Source organism: Streptomyces sp. PsTaAH-124 (assembly GCF_000373685.1).
Lineage (GTDB): Bacteria > Actinomycetota > Actinomycetes > Streptomycetales > Streptomycetaceae > Streptomyces > Streptomyces andamanensis.
Genome location: NZ_KB892182.1, coordinates 18264 through 34743 on the forward strand (window position 1 = coordinate 18264; position 16480 = coordinate 34743).

Annotated in this window: 11 protein-coding genes; 5 read left to right on the top strand and 6 right to left on the bottom strand. The window is 71.6% G+C overall.

The window, feature by feature from the left end; genetic code table 11:
• Positions 1-14: 14 nt before the first annotated feature.
• Complete coding sequence (locus B086_RS0125675) at positions 15-980, bottom strand: RNA polymerase sigma factor (protein ID WP_018569302.1); 966 nt, start codon at positions 978-980, stop codon at positions 15-17.
• Between the two features lie 209 nt (positions 981-1189).
• Here B086_RS0125675 and B086_RS0125680 point away from each other — a divergent pair, with 209 nt between their 5' ends.
• Complete coding sequence (locus tag B086_RS0125680; protein WP_018569303.1) at positions 1190-2056, top strand: hypothetical protein; 867 nt, start codon at positions 1190-1192, stop codon at positions 2054-2056.
• On the opposite strand, the gene B086_RS0125685 is transcribed toward B086_RS0125680, so the two are convergent.
• The 4 genes from B086_RS0125685 to B086_RS0125700 form a co-directional block, all read right to left on the bottom strand.
• On the bottom strand, positions 2046-3293 hold the full coding sequence (locus B086_RS0125685) for an NAD(P)/FAD-dependent oxidoreductase (RefSeq protein WP_078531194.1): 1248 nt from the start codon (positions 3291-3293) through the stop codon (positions 2046-2048). The two genes, B086_RS0125680 and B086_RS0125685, sit on opposite strands and share 11 nt — an antisense overlap.
• Before the next feature lie 199 nt (positions 3294-3492).
• Positions 3493-5193: an amidohydrolase gene (locus B086_RS0125690; protein ID WP_018569305.1), complete on the bottom strand. Its 1701-nt coding sequence runs from the start codon at positions 5191-5193 to the stop codon at positions 3493-3495.
• Between the two features lie 345 nt (positions 5194-5538).
• Positions 5539-6114 (bottom strand): hypothetical protein, encoded by a 576-nt coding sequence (locus B086_RS0125695; protein WP_018569306.1) that lies wholly within the window; start codon positions 6112-6114, stop codon positions 5539-5541.
• A gap of 399 nt (positions 6115-6513) precedes the next feature.
• The gene (locus tag B086_RS0125700) at positions 6514-6948 is read right to left on the bottom strand and encodes a cupin domain-containing protein (RefSeq protein ID WP_018569307.1); all 435 of its coding nucleotides are present in this window, start codon (positions 6946-6948) and stop codon (positions 6514-6516) included.
• 210 nt (positions 6949-7158) lie between these two features.
• Between B086_RS0125700 and B086_RS40790 the strand changes: the two genes are divergently transcribed.
• From B086_RS40790 to B086_RS0125720, 4 genes are all read left to right on the top strand, one after another.
• Positions 7159-7848 (top strand): TetR/AcrR family transcriptional regulator, encoded by a 690-nt coding sequence (locus B086_RS40790; RefSeq protein WP_063725528.1) that lies wholly within the window; start codon positions 7159-7161, stop codon positions 7846-7848.
• Between the two features lie 641 nt (positions 7849-8489).
• Positions 8490-12602: a discoidin domain-containing protein gene (locus B086_RS0125710; RefSeq protein WP_018569309.1), complete on the top strand. Its 4113-nt coding sequence runs from the start codon at positions 8490-8492 to the stop codon at positions 12600-12602.
• Positions 12603-12718: 116 nt separating this feature from the next.
• Positions 12719-13153 (top strand): hypothetical protein, encoded by a 435-nt coding sequence (locus B086_RS0125715; RefSeq protein ID WP_018569310.1) that lies wholly within the window; start codon positions 12719-12721, stop codon positions 13151-13153.
• 353 nt (positions 13154-13506) lie between these two features.
• Complete coding sequence (locus tag B086_RS0125720) at positions 13507-14004, top strand: sigma-70 family RNA polymerase sigma factor (protein WP_018569311.1); 498 nt, start codon at positions 13507-13509, stop codon at positions 14002-14004.
• A gap of 73 nt (positions 14005-14077) precedes the next feature.
• Here the strand turns inward: B086_RS0125720 and B086_RS40795 are convergent, their stop codons facing one another.
• On the bottom strand, positions 14078-16228 hold the full coding sequence (locus B086_RS40795) for an AfsR/SARP family transcriptional regulator (RefSeq protein ID WP_018569312.1): 2151 nt from the start codon (positions 16226-16228) through the stop codon (positions 14078-14080).
• Between the last annotated feature and the right edge of the window lie 252 nt (positions 16229-16480).

The following is a 16480-nucleotide window of genomic DNA, read 5'->3' on the forward strand; positions in this document are numbered from 1 at the left end:
GTCGTCCGGCTGGCTCAGGCAGCCGCGAGGTGCCCGGCGTCAGCGGTACGCGGCGCGTGCACCAGGCGCAGTTCCCCGATGCGGCCGTCCTGGAGGCTCATGATCCAGGCGACGCCGGGCGGGCAGTGATCGGGGGCGTCCGGCGGGTTGATCAGGTCCATCTCCCACACGACCAGTGACCGGCCGGCGACGACATGCCGGGGCCGCTGGCGCACTCCGGCGGACAGATCGGAGTCCATACCGACCAGGATCAACCCCACGCCGCCGAGCCGGTGCCCGCCGCTGAGCAGCGACAGCTCGGGGGAGTAGCGGTCCTTGACGACCTTGCCGAACTCTCCGCGTTCGGCGGCGGCGAGTGTCTCGTGCGCCTCCAGCCAGCTGGCCTCGGTCCGGCGGGCCGTGTCGTCGTGCCGGGAGGCCGAGGTCTCCGCGAGCTCCTGGGCGAGCAGACCGCGCGCCTGGTGCAGCCTGCTGCGGACCGTGCCGACCGGGACACCGCACGCCTCGGCGATCTGCTGGTACGAGGTCACCCCGGTCGAGAAGTAGCGGAGCACCACCGGCAGCCGCAGCGCCGGGGAGAGCTTCTCCACGGCCTCCCAGATCCAGTCCCGCAGGGCATGCCGGTGCAGCAGCTGCTCGGGGGAGACCTCGTCGGGCGGCAGCGGTACCTCGTCCACCGGCTCGGTGCGCCGGGAATCGCGCAGCAGGGACCGGCAGGCGTTGCGCACCACCATGCGCAGCCACGGTCCCACGGCCTCCGGATCGCGGACGTCGACGATCCGGCGCAGCGCGATCAGCGCCGCCTCCTGCATGACGTCGTCGACATCGGGTCCGGGGCCCAGCAGGCTCAGGGCCACCGCACGCATTCCCGGGCGGTGGCGCTCCAGCAAGGTGCCGAGCGCCGCCGCGTCGCCCCGCTGCGCGGCACGGGTCAGCAGCGCGTCCTGGGTCCGCGCGATGTCCTTCAGCGCCGTGTCCATGTGTTGCCTCCGGCCCTGGATGCCGTATGCCGTATGCCGTATGCCGTATGCCGCCGAGTCCGAGGATACTCAAAGCGGCGGAACCATCAGATGTGTGTGAAGACGGTCAAGTGGAACACACATGTGCGCGGCGGAACCGTCGGCAGTGATGTGTCTCATATCAGTGGGGTGCTGACGAGTTCCTGAAAGGTGTTCGACATCCTGGGACCATGGCTTCACCGAGCAAGCAGACCCCCCGAGGGCGCCATCGGGCGCCGACGGCGGGCGACCAGATCCTCGCCACGCTGTCGCGGGCGGGCGGCCGCCTTCCGCTGACCGCCGCCGCCCTGGTCGTCGCGGCCACCGTCACCGGCTGCGGGTCGACCGGAACGGGGGCGGCACACGACGCCCCGGCCGCCGCCCGGCAGACCACGGCCGCCGCTCCCTCCGCGCGGGACCAGCCGCGCACGATGTCCGGCGGCGGCGACAACGCGGCACCCGAACTGCCCACGCAGCTCCCCGGGTTGGGCCCCAAGACACTGTCGCAGGTGCCTGCGGACGCTCGGCAGGTCGTCCTGGTCACCGGCCAGGGCAAGGACTCCAACCGCTCCGGGGTCGTGCTGTACCAGCGCACCGGGGACGGCTGGAAGGCGGGCGCGACCTGGGCCGCGCACAACGCGCTCAAGGGCTGGACCGATGAGCACCACGTCGGTGATCTCCGGTCGCCCATCGGTGTGTTCACCCTCAGCGACGCCGGGGGCAAGCTGCCCGACCCCGGCTCCAAACTGCCGTACACCCGCTCCGTGTCCGGGTACACCGTCGGCGGTCTGGGCTTCAACGGCGAACCCCTCGCCGGGGCCTTCGACTACGTCGTCGCCATCGACTACAACCATCAGAAGGGCACGACCCCGCTGGACTGGACGCGTCCCCTCGGCGCGGACCGGGGCGGCGGCATCTGGCTGCACGTCGACCACGGCGGCCCCACCCACGGGTGCGTGAGCATCGCCAAGCGGCACATGCAGGAACTGCTGCGCGCCCTCGACCCGGCGCTGCACCCCGCCGTCGTGATGGGGGACGCCGCCTCGCTCAGCAGGTGAGGCTCTCCGGCTGCCAGGGCGCGCGCTCGGCCACCAGCTCGCGCAGGGTGCGCAGTTGGCGGAACATGCCCATCCCGAGGGCAGCGACGACCCGGCCGTCGCGGACCCGCACCGCCGTGAACTTCCGCTGCGCGGGGTCCCCGTCGACGACCTGCGTCTCACCGGTGCCCCGGGCCAGGCCGAACACCTGGAGCCGCAGGCCGTACTGGTCCGACCAGACATAGGGGACCGTGCGGAAGTCGGCCGCGGCCCCGGGCCCGGCCAGGATGTTCGCCGCGACCGCGCGGCCCTGTTCGGCGGCGTTGGTACGGTGCTCGATCCGCAGCCGGGTCCCGGAGACCGCGTCGGGCCAGGAGGCCACGTCCCCGGCGGCCCACACGTCGTGCCCGGCGTACAGCCGGCTGTCGCACTCGACGCCGTCGCCCAGCGGGAGGCCGCTGCCCGCCAGCCATTCGGTGTTGGGCAGGGCACCGATGCCGACCAGCACGACATCGGCGGGGACCGAAGTCCCGCCCGCCGGGCCGCCGTCGGTGCGTACGCCGGTGACCCGGCCGTCCTCGGTGAGCAGTCCCGTGACGCGTGTCCCCGTGACCAGCCGGACCCCGTGCTCGCGGTGCACCTCGGCCAGCGCGTCCGCCAGGACGGGGCCGACGACATCCGACAGCGGTGCCTCGCCCGTGGTGATCAGGGTGACCTCGCAGTCGAACGACCGGGCCACGGAGGCGGCTTCCGCGCCGACGAAGCCGCCGCCCACGATCACCAGCCGCGGGCGGTCCGCCAGGGCGGTCCGCAGGGCCAGCGCGTCGTCGACGGTGCGCAGGACGTGCACCCCGGACACACCGGCCGTGCCGGGCAGGCTGCGCGCCCGCGCGCCGGTGGCCACGACGAGGCTGTCGTACGGCACTTCGGTCCCGTCGGCGAGCCGCACCCGGTGGGCTCCGGTGTCCAGGGCGCGGGCCGGGACCCCCAGCCGGAGCCGCACGTCCAGCTCGGTGTACTCCTCCGCCGGGCGCAGCAGCAGCCGTTCGGCCTCCCACTCACCGGACAGCAGTTGCTTCGACACCGGCGGCCGGTCGTAGGGCGGATGCGGCTCGTCGCCGATCAGCGTGAGCGGGCCGTCGTAGCCGGACCGGCGCAGCGTCTCCACGGTGGCCGTGCCCGCCGCCGAGGCACCGACGACGACCACTCCGGCGCTGCCTGCTCCCGAGGCGCCGGTCACGGATGCTGCCTGGGCCATGTCTGATCCTCGGCTTCCGGTGGGATGATCCGCCGCGCACGCTACGACGGCCCCCGCCGCCCGCGGAAGAGGTGATCCTTTTGCGGGGCGTGTTTTGCGCCATCTCACGTGGCCGGGGAGCACATGTGTCCGGAAAACGCGTGTGTGCCCCGCCCGTGGCCGCCGGGAGTGGACGGCCACGGACGGGGAGGGGGCACCGTCAGGTGACGGGCGGCAGGTTGGGGCCGGTGGTACCGAGCTGCTCGGCGGCGACCACCGGCGGCACCGGCCAGGTCACGCCCTTCGGCGGCCAGCTCTGCCCGGTCGCCTTCAGGAAGTCCGCGGGCGGCTCGTACAGCGGCGGCTGGGTGCCGTCGGGGATCACCGAGGCCCACTTGACGCCCTCGGTGCGGCCCTTGAACTCCTGCTTCATCGCCTCCAGCCGCTCCGGCTGCTCGATGAGGTCGATGGCGCCCGCCGCGAGGTAGCGGGCGGCCGACAGCATGGCCTGGTGCCCGATGTTGGTGGCCGCGGTCGCGGTCACGCCCCAGTTGTGGTTGGGCAGTCCGGGCGGGTACGCGGCGGACAGCAGCACCGCGGTGGGCGCCTGCCAGCTGATGTCGGCGGTGTCGGTGGCCAGTCCGCCGGTGTAGGCGGCGGCCGGGGGAGCGAGCGGCACCAGTTCGGTGGGCATGCCCACCTCCGGGCGGCCCAGCGACTTCTGCACGGCCTTGGCCAGGGTGTGGTCGGCGTCGGTGAACTTCGGGGCGCCGATCTGCTGCATGTTGTCGTACAGCAGCTCCGCGCCGGCCTTGTTGGCCAGCAGGTTCCAGGTCGCCGAGTGGAACTTGTGCACCAGCCGGGTCTGGCTGGCCTGGGCGGCGGCCTTCGCGCACTCCACGATCTTGTCGTAGAGCACCTGGGCGCGCGCCGGGCTGCCCTCGCGCACGAAGAACCAGATGGAGCACATGTCCGGGGTCACGTTCGGGGCGCCGCCGCCGTTGATCACGGCGTAATGGAACCGCCCGGAGGGGGCGACGTTCTTCTCCCGCAGATACTCCGACATGGTGGCCATCAGCAGGGCCCCGTCCAGGCCGCTCTTGTTGCCGAGCGGGGTGCCGCCGTGCCCGGAGGCGCCGAGGAAGGTGAACGTGGCCGATATCAGCGCACTGGTGGTGTTCCAGAACGGTGTGGTGATGTTGAACGGGTGCCAGTCGAGGAACGCGTCGAGGCCGTCGTAGACACCCTCCTTCACCGCGTACGCCTTGCCGACGAGCTGTTCCTCACCGGCGCTGCCGAACAGCTTGACGGTCGCCTTCAGACCCTGGGTGCGGATGGCCTGCGCGACGGCGATGGCGGCGGCCGTGCCGCCCGCGCCCAGCGCGTTGTGCGCGTCACCGTGTCCGGCGCCGTACGACGGCCCGTAGGCGTCGTAGTTGTAGACCAGCGGGTCGTGACTGGCCACCCCCTTCTTCTGGGACAGCCCCGGCAGCGCGTCGTACTCGGCGTTGAAGCCCAGCACCGGGCCGCCGTTGCCGTAGGTGGCGACGAACGCGGTCGGGAAGCCCGCCGAGCCCCATTCCACCGTGAAGCCGTTGGCCTTGAGCAGGTTGGCGGTGGCGAGGGAGGACTTCCACTCGCGCAGCGACAGCTCAGCGTACTTCCAGACATCGTCGTTCAGCCGGGTGACCGCGCCCTGGTTGGCACCGATCCAGCCGAGCGCGGCCTGCTTGGCCGCCGTGTTCCGTGCCAGGCCCTTGGGCGCCCGGTACGTCACCGGGGACACCCCGGTCTTCTCGTCGTAGCCGAGCGTCGCGGCGAGCACCGGGTCGGCCTGGAGCAGCGCGGCCGTGGTCGCGGTGGCACCGAGCCCGAACATCTTCAGCAGCCGCCGGCGGCCCGGGTGGAGGTCGTCGTTCACGTGAGTCTCGTTCCTCGGGGGTGAGGGGGCCGGGGGCTGGTCCAGCCCCCGGCATGTCCAGCACATGTGCTCGCGTGTCGGCATATGCGGGTATGACCGGCGAACACATCAAACACACTGGCGGAGTGTACCTGTCGAAGCGTTAGATACATGTCCATACGTGTGCCAAGAACGGAACAGACGGGTGAAGCGGTGGCTCGGAACGTCCACGCGGTGACGGGGTGGGCCGCCCGGGAAGGTCCGGACATGGCCGGGAAACAGCACGAGGCGTGAACCGACGCGAGAGGGCCGAAGACCTCGGGCGCCGGATCACGCCTCGACCGGGCAGGAGCGGCAGCGGGTGTGTCAGTCGTCGGAGCGGTCTGTGCCGTCCGCCGCTCGCTCGATGGGTTCGACGAGCGAGTACATCACCGAGCGCTGCTGCTTGTGCCGCCGGATGCGGCCCTTGGCCACCAGTGCCTCCAGGGTGTTCCGCACCACCTGTGGCGTCGGGTTGCGGTCCGGGTGCTTCTCCAGCAACTCGTCGCGCAGCTCCTTGGCCAGACGCGGCTCGTCATAGGTGCTGAGCAGTTCCCGCAGTAGGTCACCGAGCAGCGGCTGGCGCGACTTCCCCTTCGCGCCGGCCTGCACGGTGCCCCTGCCGGTCCGCGGGCGCCCGGTCGTGGACCGGCTCGCAGCGGCGCTGGGCCTGGCAGGTGTGACGGCGGGCTCGTCCTGAGCCTGCTCGGGCAGACGGGACGGGTCCACCGGTCCCTCGTACCGCTCCGCGAGGGTCAGGATGTCGACCAGGAGCCCTTCCTCCTGCTTCAACACCGCGATTCTCTCGGCCAGCTCCTGCTGCCGGCGGCGGTTCTGTTCCAGGTCCGACGCGGCCTGTTCGACGTACCGCGAGCGGAGCGTGGCGGCTGATTGGCTGGTCACAACCGTTCACTCCCTTATATGTGGATGACGTTGCGCATCGTACCTATGTCGGCGGGTCTGTGCCGAGACGTACGGGAGACCGAGAAACCCGTGAGGTCCGCCGTCCGTGTGCTGTGAGGTGCTTCTCCGGCGTCTGCGGTGTCAGCTCCGACAGGTTCTTCCGGCGTCCGCGCGCGTTGTTCCACAGGTGTCCCAGGGGCGATCTGCCCGCCGGCCGTGGTGCGCAACCGGCCGCACTCCGTTTCTCACCTACGGGTGAAACCGTGCCCGGGAACTGGACGAACGGCGGTGGGGGCCCGCGGGAGCGCCGGCGAGGCATGGCACCGCCCTTCGGCGCTCACCGCCCGACGGGCTGCTCATGGCCGGTACCGGTGGCCCGGTACCGGCGGCCCGCACGGCTCATCCGCCGTTCGGGCGCTCCAGGTCGGCGGGGGTGGCCCCGGGCGGCCCCAGGATGACATCGCCCAGTTCCTCGGTGACGGCCTGGAAAAGATCCATGTCCCACTCGGTCTCGGGTGTCGCCAGATGCGCGGGCGTACCGGTGCGCCGTATGAGGTCCACGAACCGGCCCGGCGAGGTGATGTTGAGGGCTCTGGCCCCGTCCGATCCGGCCTTGAGCGTGTGCGGAGTGTTCAGCGGGATGGTGAAGAAGTCACCCGAGCGCAGGGTGTACGTGTCAGGTCCCGCCCATACCGTCAGGCTCCCCTCCAGCACCCACAGCCGCTCCTCGTAGCCTGTGTGGAGGTGCAGGGGCGTGCCCGCCCCTCCCGGCAGGGTGATGTCCGCCAGGTCGTGACGGCCGTCGGTCTCCTCCGGGGATGTGAGGATGGACATGTGCAGATGCTGTCCGAGGACGAACCGCCGGTCTCGTGAGACCGGCGGAGGCGGGGGAAAGTCGCTCATGTAGATCATATCCTTACGGAGGGTGACGATGGGGATCGCTTCGGTGTGCCGTGTGCAGGTTCGTGTGCGCGGCGTGGGGGACCAATGTTTCGGGGAGAGGGACCCTACACCGAGAAACACGCCGTGTTTGACGGAGAGACCATGAACACACATATTCCAGGCTTCCGGCAGCGCGGGCCGGGGCCGCACCGGATCAGGGCGGCGGACACCCGGTCCGCGGTGCTGGCAGCGGCCACACGTCTCTTCATGCAGCACGGCTACGTGAACGTGTCCGTCGCCGACATCGCGGGCGAGGCCGGGCTCGCGGTGCCCGCGGTGTACGCCAGTACCGGCGGGAAGCCGGCGATCCTCACCGCGCTCATCAACGAGGGCAGCCACGACCCGATCGTGGAGTGGACCCTGGACTCGGTGCGCGCCTGCGGCGACCCGGAGGAAGTCGTCGCCCGCGCCGTGCACGGGGTCCGGATGGACAACGAGCGCTACGAGGACCTGGTCGGAGTGATGATCAGCGCGGCGGCGCAGGACGACTCGATCCGCCGTTCGCTGGACCGGACCGACCAGACCTACCGCGAGGCGCTGGGAGTGATCGTCGGACGGCTCGTGGAACTGTCCGGTCTCAGACCCGGCCTCACGGCCGAGCGGGCGATCGACATCCTCTGGTTCTACCTCGGCTACCACTCCTGGCGGCTGTGTGTGGCGGAGCAGGGCTGGTCCTGGGACGAGGCCGAGGAGTGGCTGGCGGGCCAGGTGGCGGTGGCGGTGCTGCGTCCCCGGGCGGCGCTGGGACACGGTGGCGCGGGCGGCCCGGACGGGCTCCGGCTGGAGAGCTGAGCGCGCGGCCCCGGCGCCGCGCCGACTGCTCCGTGGACACGGCCGACTGCTCTGCGGACACGGCCGACCGCTCTGCGGACACGGCCGCGAGGACTCCGCGAGGACTCCGCGAGGGACGCCACGGTCCGGCTGACCGGTCCGGACCGGGCGTGGGGTGGTACGTCCACGACGCGACCCGGTACGGCTCCGTCCAGCAGAGCACGCTCAGCCACCGCGGCTCGGCCCGCGCGCGGGGCGGCGTCCGCCGGACGGGGCCCGGGGCACCCGGCGGGCACAGCCCGTGCCCGCCGCACCCCGCGTCTTCGCCCTGACCGGCCGGACAGGTCCTCATCGTCCGTGAGCCTCGCGGTCGCGAACCCGACGCAGCGGCCGCGAGGCGCCCGCAGCCGTCGGCCATGCGTCGGCCAGGTGCTGTCCCCGGCCACACCTCCTCTTCACTCTCCGTCCCTCCCTACACATCCGCAACGATCCGTCCGCCACCAGGGCAGCGGGTCAACGACCCTCCACGCCCCAGGGCTTGACAGGAACCGCACACCGCCACAGCCTATGCCCACAGTAATGGCAACGTTGTCAGACCTCCGGAGCCGCACCGCCCCAGGTCCGCTCGTGCCACCCGCCCACCCTGTGATTGGACGACTCACATGGCCGACCAGGCGAGTCCATCGCACCGCCCCTCCCGGCGCACCGTCGTGGCCACCGGCTCCACGCTGCTGGCCGGGTTCAGCCTCGGGACGGTGTTCCCGGCCGCCGCGGGCGCCGCCGAGCCCGCCGCGGACCGGACCGCCTCCGGCGCCGCGGCCACCGGACCCGCCGCCTCCGGCGAACTCGCCGCGTACCGCCCGGTCGAGGTCTCCTCCCAGGCGTACGCGCCCACCCCGGCCGAGTTCGCGGTGGACGGCATCGGCGACCGGGGCGTGCGCGGCACCGGATGGCGCGCCGGTGCGGGCGACGACCCGCAGTGGATCTCGGTGGACCTCCAGGCGGAGTGCCGCATCGACTGGATCCGCCTCACCTTCGAGGCCGACGCGAGCGACCCGGTGTTCACCCCGCCGAGCAGCGGCAACCCGCACCAGGGCACCACCGGCAAGGAGATCCAGTCGAGTTACGCGACCGAGTTCGTGGTCGAGACCTCGCAGGACCGCCGTTCCTGGACGAGCGTGTACCGCACCACCGCGGGCACCGGCGGCCGTGTCGACATCCAGCTGCCGCGGCCCGCCGCGGCCCGCTGGGTGCGGATGACGGCCCGGCGGCGCTCCAGCCCCCTCCCGCTCGGTGTCAACGGCTTCGAGGTGTACGGCACCGTCGGGGGTCACCGTCCGGCGGCCACCGGCTGGACCGACTGGGGCGCCCACCACACCCCCGCACCGGCGCTCACCGTCGCCGCCGACGGCACCGTGCCCCTGGAGTCCGGCTGGACCCTCACCCTGGACGACCGGGCCGGCGGCGACGGCGCCCATCTGTCCACCACCGGCGTCGACACCAGCCGCTGGCTGCCCGCGACCGTGCCCGGCACCGTCCTCGGCTCCCTCGTCGAACAGGGCAAGCTCCCCGACCCGGTCGCCGGGCTCAACAACCTGCGTGTCCCCGAGGCGCTGTCCCGCCACTCCTGGTGGTACAAGCGCGACTTCGAGCTGCCACGCGGATTGCGCACCGGCGCCGGGCGGCACCTCTGGCTGGAGTTCGACGGCGTCAACCACCAGGCGGACATCTGGCTCAACGGGCGGCAGGCCGGCACCGTCACCTTCCCCTTCGCCCGCGCCGCCCTCGACGTCACCCGGCTGCTGGCGGACGAGGGCCGCAACGCGCTCGCCGTGAAGATCGCCCCCATGCCGGTGCCCGGCAGCCCCGGCGACAAGGGCCCCGACGGCTCGGCGTGGGTGGACGCAGGCGCCGACCAGATGAACCGCAACTCGCCCACGTACCTGGCCTCTTCGGGCTGGGACTGGATGCCGGCCGTCCGCGACCGCGGCGCCGGACTGTGGAACCACGTCCGGCTGCGCTCCACCGGGCACGTCGTCATCGGCGACCCGCGCGTGGACACCGTACTGCCGCATCTGCCCGACCTGTCGGCCGCCGAACTGACGGTCACCGTGCCCGTCCGCAATGCCGACACCACCGACCACCGCACCACCGTCACCGCCGCCTTCGACGGCATACGTGTCTCCCGTACGGTCACCGTCCCGGCGGGCGGGAGCCTCGACGTCGTCTTCGCGCCGGACGCCTACGCCCGGCTGCGGATCAAGAATCCCGACCTGTGGTGGCCCAACGGCCTCGGCGAGCCCGTCCTGCACGAGCTGGCCCTCACCGCCGAGACCGACGGCACGGTCAGCGACCGGCGCACGACCCGCTTCGGCATCCGCCAGTTCGGCTACGCCTTCGACACCCCGCTGCCCTTCACCCCGTCCGCCGACGCGTACACCCAGTCCGTGGACCTCGGCGCCCGGCACGCGCGGTACGTACGGATCCGCTGTCTGACCCGGGCCACCGGCTGGGGCAGCTCCCTGTGGGGCCTCTCGGTCCTCGACTCCGCCCGGCCCGGCACCGACCTCGCCCTGCACGCCCCCGCCGACGCCTCCAGCCAGGACCAGGAGGACCACGGCCCCGGCCAGGTCACCGACGGCGACGCGGCCACCCGCTGGGCCTCGGCCTGGCAGGACGACCAGTGGCTGCGCGTGGACCTCGGCTCGGTGCAGGACTTCGACCGGGTCGACCTGGTCTGGGAGCAGGCGTACGCGCTGACCTACGTGGTGCAGGTGTCGGCGGACGGTACCGACTGGACGGACGCGAAGGCCGTCGACAACACGGCCGTGCCGCTGCCCTTCAACAGCGGCGACGCCAGTCTGCGGGTCACCGACTTCGCCCCGCGCACCGCCCGGTACGTGCGCATCGACTGCGGTCTGCGCAACACCAGTTGGGGCAACTCGCTGTGGTCGCTGGCCGTCGTCGACAGCACCGCGCCCGGCACCGACCTCGCCCTGCACCGCACGGCGACCGCCTCCAGCGACGACGGCGACGGGCACCCGGCCGCGTACGCCACCGACGGCAACCCCGGCACCCGCTGGTCCTCCGCCTACGAGGACCACCAGTGGCTCCAGGTCGACCTGGGCTCGGCCCGTCGCTTCGACCGGGTCGCGGTCCTGTGGGAGCAGGCGTACCCGAAGACGTACACGATCAAGGTGTCCGACGACGGGAACACCTGGAGCGACGTCACGACCGTCTCCAACACACCCGACCCGCTGAAGCTCAGCGTCAACGGTGTGCGGGTGCTGGTGCGCGGCGGCAACTGGGGCTGGGACGAACTGCTGCGCCGGATGCCCGCCGACCGGATGGACACGGCGGTGCGCATGCACCGCGACATGAACTTCACGATGATCCGCAACTGGGTCGGCAGCAGCAACCGCGAGGAGTTCTACGCCGCCTGCGACGCGCACGGCATCCTGGTGTGGAACGACTTCCCCAACGCCTGGAGCATGGACCCGCCGGACCACGACGCCTACAACGCCATCGCCCGCGACACCGTCCTGCGCTACCGCATCCACCCGAGCGTCGCCGTCTGGTGCGGCGCCAACGAGGGCAACCCGCCCGCCGCGATCGACCAGGGCATGCGCGAGGCTGTCGAGAAGGGCGCGCCCGGCATCCTCTACCAGAACAACTCCGCCGGCGGCATCATCACCGGCGGTGGCCCCTACGGCTGGGTGGAACCCGCCCGATACTTCGACCCGGCCACCTACGGCAGCAAGAACTTCGGCTTCCACACCGAGATCGGCATGCCCGTCGTCTCCACCGCCGCCAGCACCCGCCGGATGACCGGCGGCGAACCCGAGTGGCCGATCCGCGGCGCCTGGTACTACCACGACTGGAGCGAACACGGGAACCAGGCACCGCAGAACTACAAGGCGGCCATCGAGACCCGCCTGGGCGCCGCCCGCGACCTGGACGACTTCGCCGTCAAGGCGCAGTTCGTCAACTACGAGAACTTCCGCGCCATGTTCGAGGCCTGGAACGCCCATCTGTGGGACGACGCCAGCGGCCTGATGCTCTGGATGTCCCACCCGGCCTGGCACAGCACCGTCTGGCAGACCTACGACTACGACTTCGACGTCAACGGCGCCTACTACGGCTCCCGTTGTGCCTGCGAGCCCCTGCATGTCCAGGCGGACCCGGTGGAGGGCAAGGTGATCGCCGTCAACCACACCCGGACCGCGCTGCGCGGGGCCTCGGTCACCGCCGAGACGTACGCCCTCGACGGCCGCCGCAGAGGACCCGTCCGCGGTGCCCGGGTGGACGTCCCGGCCGCCGCCACCACGCGGGCCCTGACCGCCGCCTTCACCGACGACCTGCCCGACCTGCATCTGCTGCGGCTGAGTCTGCGGAGCGCCGGGGGACAGACGCTGTCCCGCAACACCTACTGGCGCTACCGCACACCCGAGGCGATGCGCGCGCTCAACGGGCTGAAGCAGGTCAGGCTCGCCGTGTCCGCCTCCTCTGTCTCCCGCCACGGCGACCGCCGCGAGGCGACGGCCACCGTCCGCAACCAGGGCGGCGCCGTCGCCGCGATGGTCCGCCTCTCGCTGCTGGACGCCCACGGCGGCGAGCGGGTGCTGCCCACGCTCTACGGCGACAACTACCTGTGGCTGCTGCCCGGCGAGGCACGGACGGTCACCCTGTCCTGGCCCGCCGGGGCGCTGCCCTCGAACCGGGCGGTGGTGCACGCGGAGGGGTACAACACGGCTGCGGTCACCGGGCGCGTCTGACGGGCCGGCGACACCACGTGGACGGGCAGACACATGCCAGCGAGCCTTGTCTGTCGAACATGTGATCCCTAGCATGTGTCTGCCCGTCAGATTCCCTCACACCCAGAGGTGTTCCCTTGTCCGTCAAGTCCCTCTCCCTGCGTGCCGCCGGTACCGTCGCCGGAGTGGCCCTGGCCTCCGGAGTCCTGCTGTCGAGCGGTCCGGCGCAGGCGGCGACCGCCTCGATCGGCGCCGGCCGCGTCCAGCTCTGCGCGCAGGGCAACTACGCCGCCTACCTGGTGTTCAACACCGCGGCACAGGACCAGCAGGGGGTGGCCACCGCCACCGTCGCCAAGGGAAGCTGCCAGATCTTCGACATCGTGAACTACGGCGGCGGGAGGCAGACCGGTATCAGCGCGATCGGCAGATACAACACCAGCAGTGACACGTTCTACGTGGGCGGCCTCAACGTGGACCCCACCGGTGGTGGCTGGAAGCTCTTGGCGCAGGGCACGACCGGCAACGCCGGCAAGGACTCGAAGCTCGTGATCGAGGCCGCCCCGCGCACCTGACACCCGCCCGGCCGGTTCCGGTGTGAGTGTGCGGCGGGTGTGTCCAAGTATCGCCGTCGAGGTGCATGATGTGCGTCACACCATGTATGGAAGCTGTCAGGATCGGGCAGAGATGAAGACCCTCATGGCGCGATGAGTCATTGTTTTGAGATAGTTTCGCCCTATATGGGGAGCGATTCGGGTCGGCCGTCGGCTTCATACGTATGAGTCGGCATGAAGGCGTCACAAATGCGACAGTCTTCTGACACCTGTGCCTGCCTACAGTGCGTGTGCGGGGCCAGTTCCGGTCCCCGGTCGCTGCATGACACAGAGCCAGGATGGTTCAGAGAATTATGGCTACGCCCCCCACGGCTGTGAACCGAGCAGAGCTGCTCCGGGCCATCATGACGGAGCACCGGGAAGGGCTTGTCTCCTACGCGGAGAAGATGCTGGGTGATCACGGGATCGCCGAGGACGTCGTACAGGAGGCCATCATCCGCGCCTGGCGGAACATCGACCGGCTGCTGGGGATGGACGGTTCGGTGCGCGGGTGGCTCTTCACCGTGACCCGTCATCTGGTCATCGACTGGGTACGCAAGCCGCACGCCAGGAAAGAGGTGGTGGGAGCCACCTACAACGACCCGGCGTCCGGGGCCGACCACACGGCACCGGTGCACGACAGCCTGGTGGCCAGGCCGCTGCTGCGCCGGCTGTCGCCCGAGCACCGCGCGGTGCTCGTACACATCTATCTGTGCGACCGCACCATCAAGGAGACCGCGGGCATCCTCGGAGTACCGGCGGGTACGGTGAAGTCGCGGCAGCACAACGCGCTGCGCAAGCTGCGCAGCGTGGCGCGGCTCGAAGCCGCCTGAGCGGGGCGGGCGCGCCGGACGGGTGTGCCGAGGACGGCAGGCCCCGGGGGAGGGCCGGTCCTCGGCGCAGGTGTCAGCGACCGGCCAGGTGCAGGGAGAGTTCGAGCGCGGCGGTCAGCCGCCCGCGGGACGGCTCGGTGCACGGATCGTGCCGCGCGGTACGGGCGAGTGCCTGGAGGCCGGGGCGTTCGGCGGCGATCCAGGCGGCCGCCTCGGTGCGCTCGGTGAACAGCTGCGGCCGGACATCGGGGCGGGGCGGCGGCAGCGTGGCGGCCTTGGGGTCGCGGTGCGGGGCGAGCAGTTCCGCGGCGGCGTCGGCAGTGTGCACATAGTGCTCGAACACCCGCGTGAACGCCTCGGCGCGTGCGGCGGGTGTGTCGTCGGTGTCCGTGAGCTCGGTGGCGTAGGTGCGCAGCAGGGGATGACAGACGTAGCGGCCGGGCAAGGTCTCGGTGAGCAGGCTGTGGTCGCTCAGCTCGGTGAGGAGCCGTCGGACGGTGCGCGGATCCGTACCACCGAGGCTCGCGGCGGCGGCCAGCCCGATGTCCGGCGCCGGATGCTGGGTCAGCAGACGGAACAGCGCGGCGGCGTCCCGGCTCAGTGTCCGGTAGGAGCGTTCGAAGGAACGGCGCAGGTCGGTGCGCGGATCGTGGCTGATGAACGGGGCGAGGCTGTCCGAGTCCTCGTGGAGCTGGGCGGCCAGGGCCGTCAGTGAGAACGTGGGGTTGGTCTGGGCCCGTGCGGCGGTGAGGGTGAGGGCCAGCGGCAGGCCCGCACACCTGTCGGCCATGTCCCGGACGGCCTCCGGTTCGGCCAGGGTGCGGTCGGTGCCGATGCGCAGGTCCAGGAGCTGGAGGCTCTCGCCCCGGGTCATGGGCCGGAGACCGAGGACGCGGGCGTCATGGGTGACGGCGAGCCCTTCGAGGCGGCGCCTGCTGGTGACCAGGGTGAGGCTGTCCGGCCCCGCGGGCAGCAGTGGGCGCACCTGTTCACTGTCCCGGGCGTCGTCGAGGACGACGAGGAGTCTGCGGGCGGCGAGTGTGCCGCGGTAGAGCGCGGTCAGGGCGGCGCCGCTGGTCCGGGTGTGCCGACGGCCGACCCCCAGGGCGTCGAGGATGTCGCGCATGGCCTGGAGCGGGTCGAGCGGGCGGCAGACGGGATGATGGCCCTGGAGGTCGAGATGGATCTGGCCGTCCGGGAAGCGGTCGGCGACCTGGTGGGCGAAGTGAACTGCCAACGTTGTCTTCCCGGCACCGGGCATGCCGCAGACGACCATGACGGTGGAGGGCCGGTGCGCGCCCTCGGACGGGAGGAGTTCCGCACACCGGTCGAGTGCCGTGTGCCGTCCGACGAACACCGGCAGGTCGGCGGGCAGTTGGGCGGGACGCGCCGGAACACCGGCTTGCGGTCCGGGCGCGGGCCGGTCCGCGGGGGCCGGTCCGGCGCCCGGTGCGCGGGACACCTGGTGCTGGAGCAGATGCTGCTGCGCGGCGCGCAGGCCGGGGCCGGGTTCGACGCCGAGTTCCTCGGCCAGGACGTCCCGGATGGCCTCGAACTGCCGCAGGGCCTCGGCCTGTCGGCCGGTGGCGGCCAGGGCGGCGATGATCCTGGAGTGCAGGGCCTCGTCGAACGGATGGCTGTCCACCGCCCGGCGCAGCCCCGTCAGGATCTCCTCGACCAGGTCGGGCGCCGCGGTGAGGGCCACGTCGGCGGCCTCTTTGACGGTCGCCACGAACTCGTGCCCCACCGAGGTGAACAGCGGGTGCCGGGCCACGGGGGTGCCCGCTGCCACGACCGGGTCCCGCCACTGCTCCAGGGCCTGGGTGAACAGCCGTGCGGCGCGCTGGGATTCCCCCTCCCGCAGGGCGAGCTGGGCCTGGGTGCGCAGACCGCGGAAGCGCAGCAGATCGGAGGTGGAGGTGTCGACCAGGAGCCGGTATCCGTCGGTGGCGCGGATCAGGTGTTTGGCCTTGGTCCGGCTCGGCAGTTCCGGCTCCAGTACGCGGCGCAGCGCGCCGATGTGCCGGTGCACGACGTTGACCGCGCTGGGCGGGGGTTCCTCCGCCCAGAGCACGTCGACCGCCTCGCTCAGGGTCATCGGGCCCGGTGCGCGCAGCAACAGCAGGGACAGCAGTGCCAGCCGCTTGGGCGGACCCACTTCCAGCTCGGTCTCCCCGCGCAGGACGCGGACCGTCCCGAGGATCGAGTAACGCACCGCGTCCATTCCTTGGCCGTCCTTGCCCTTCCGTACGTGTCAGCCGGTCAGTCTACGTCACCTGTTAAAACGGTGACGCAACCGTCTCATTCGTGGACTCCGCCTGTCAAGCAGTCGGGTGTGACGGATGTGTGTGCCGGTGTCTGCTGTTCCACTGTCGCGCGTGACGTTCCTCGCGCGCGTCAGTCACTTGACCATGAGTGACGGAATTTCCCTGTGTGCCGACGCGGGATACGACGCCCTTGCGCGGCGCGGACTCTA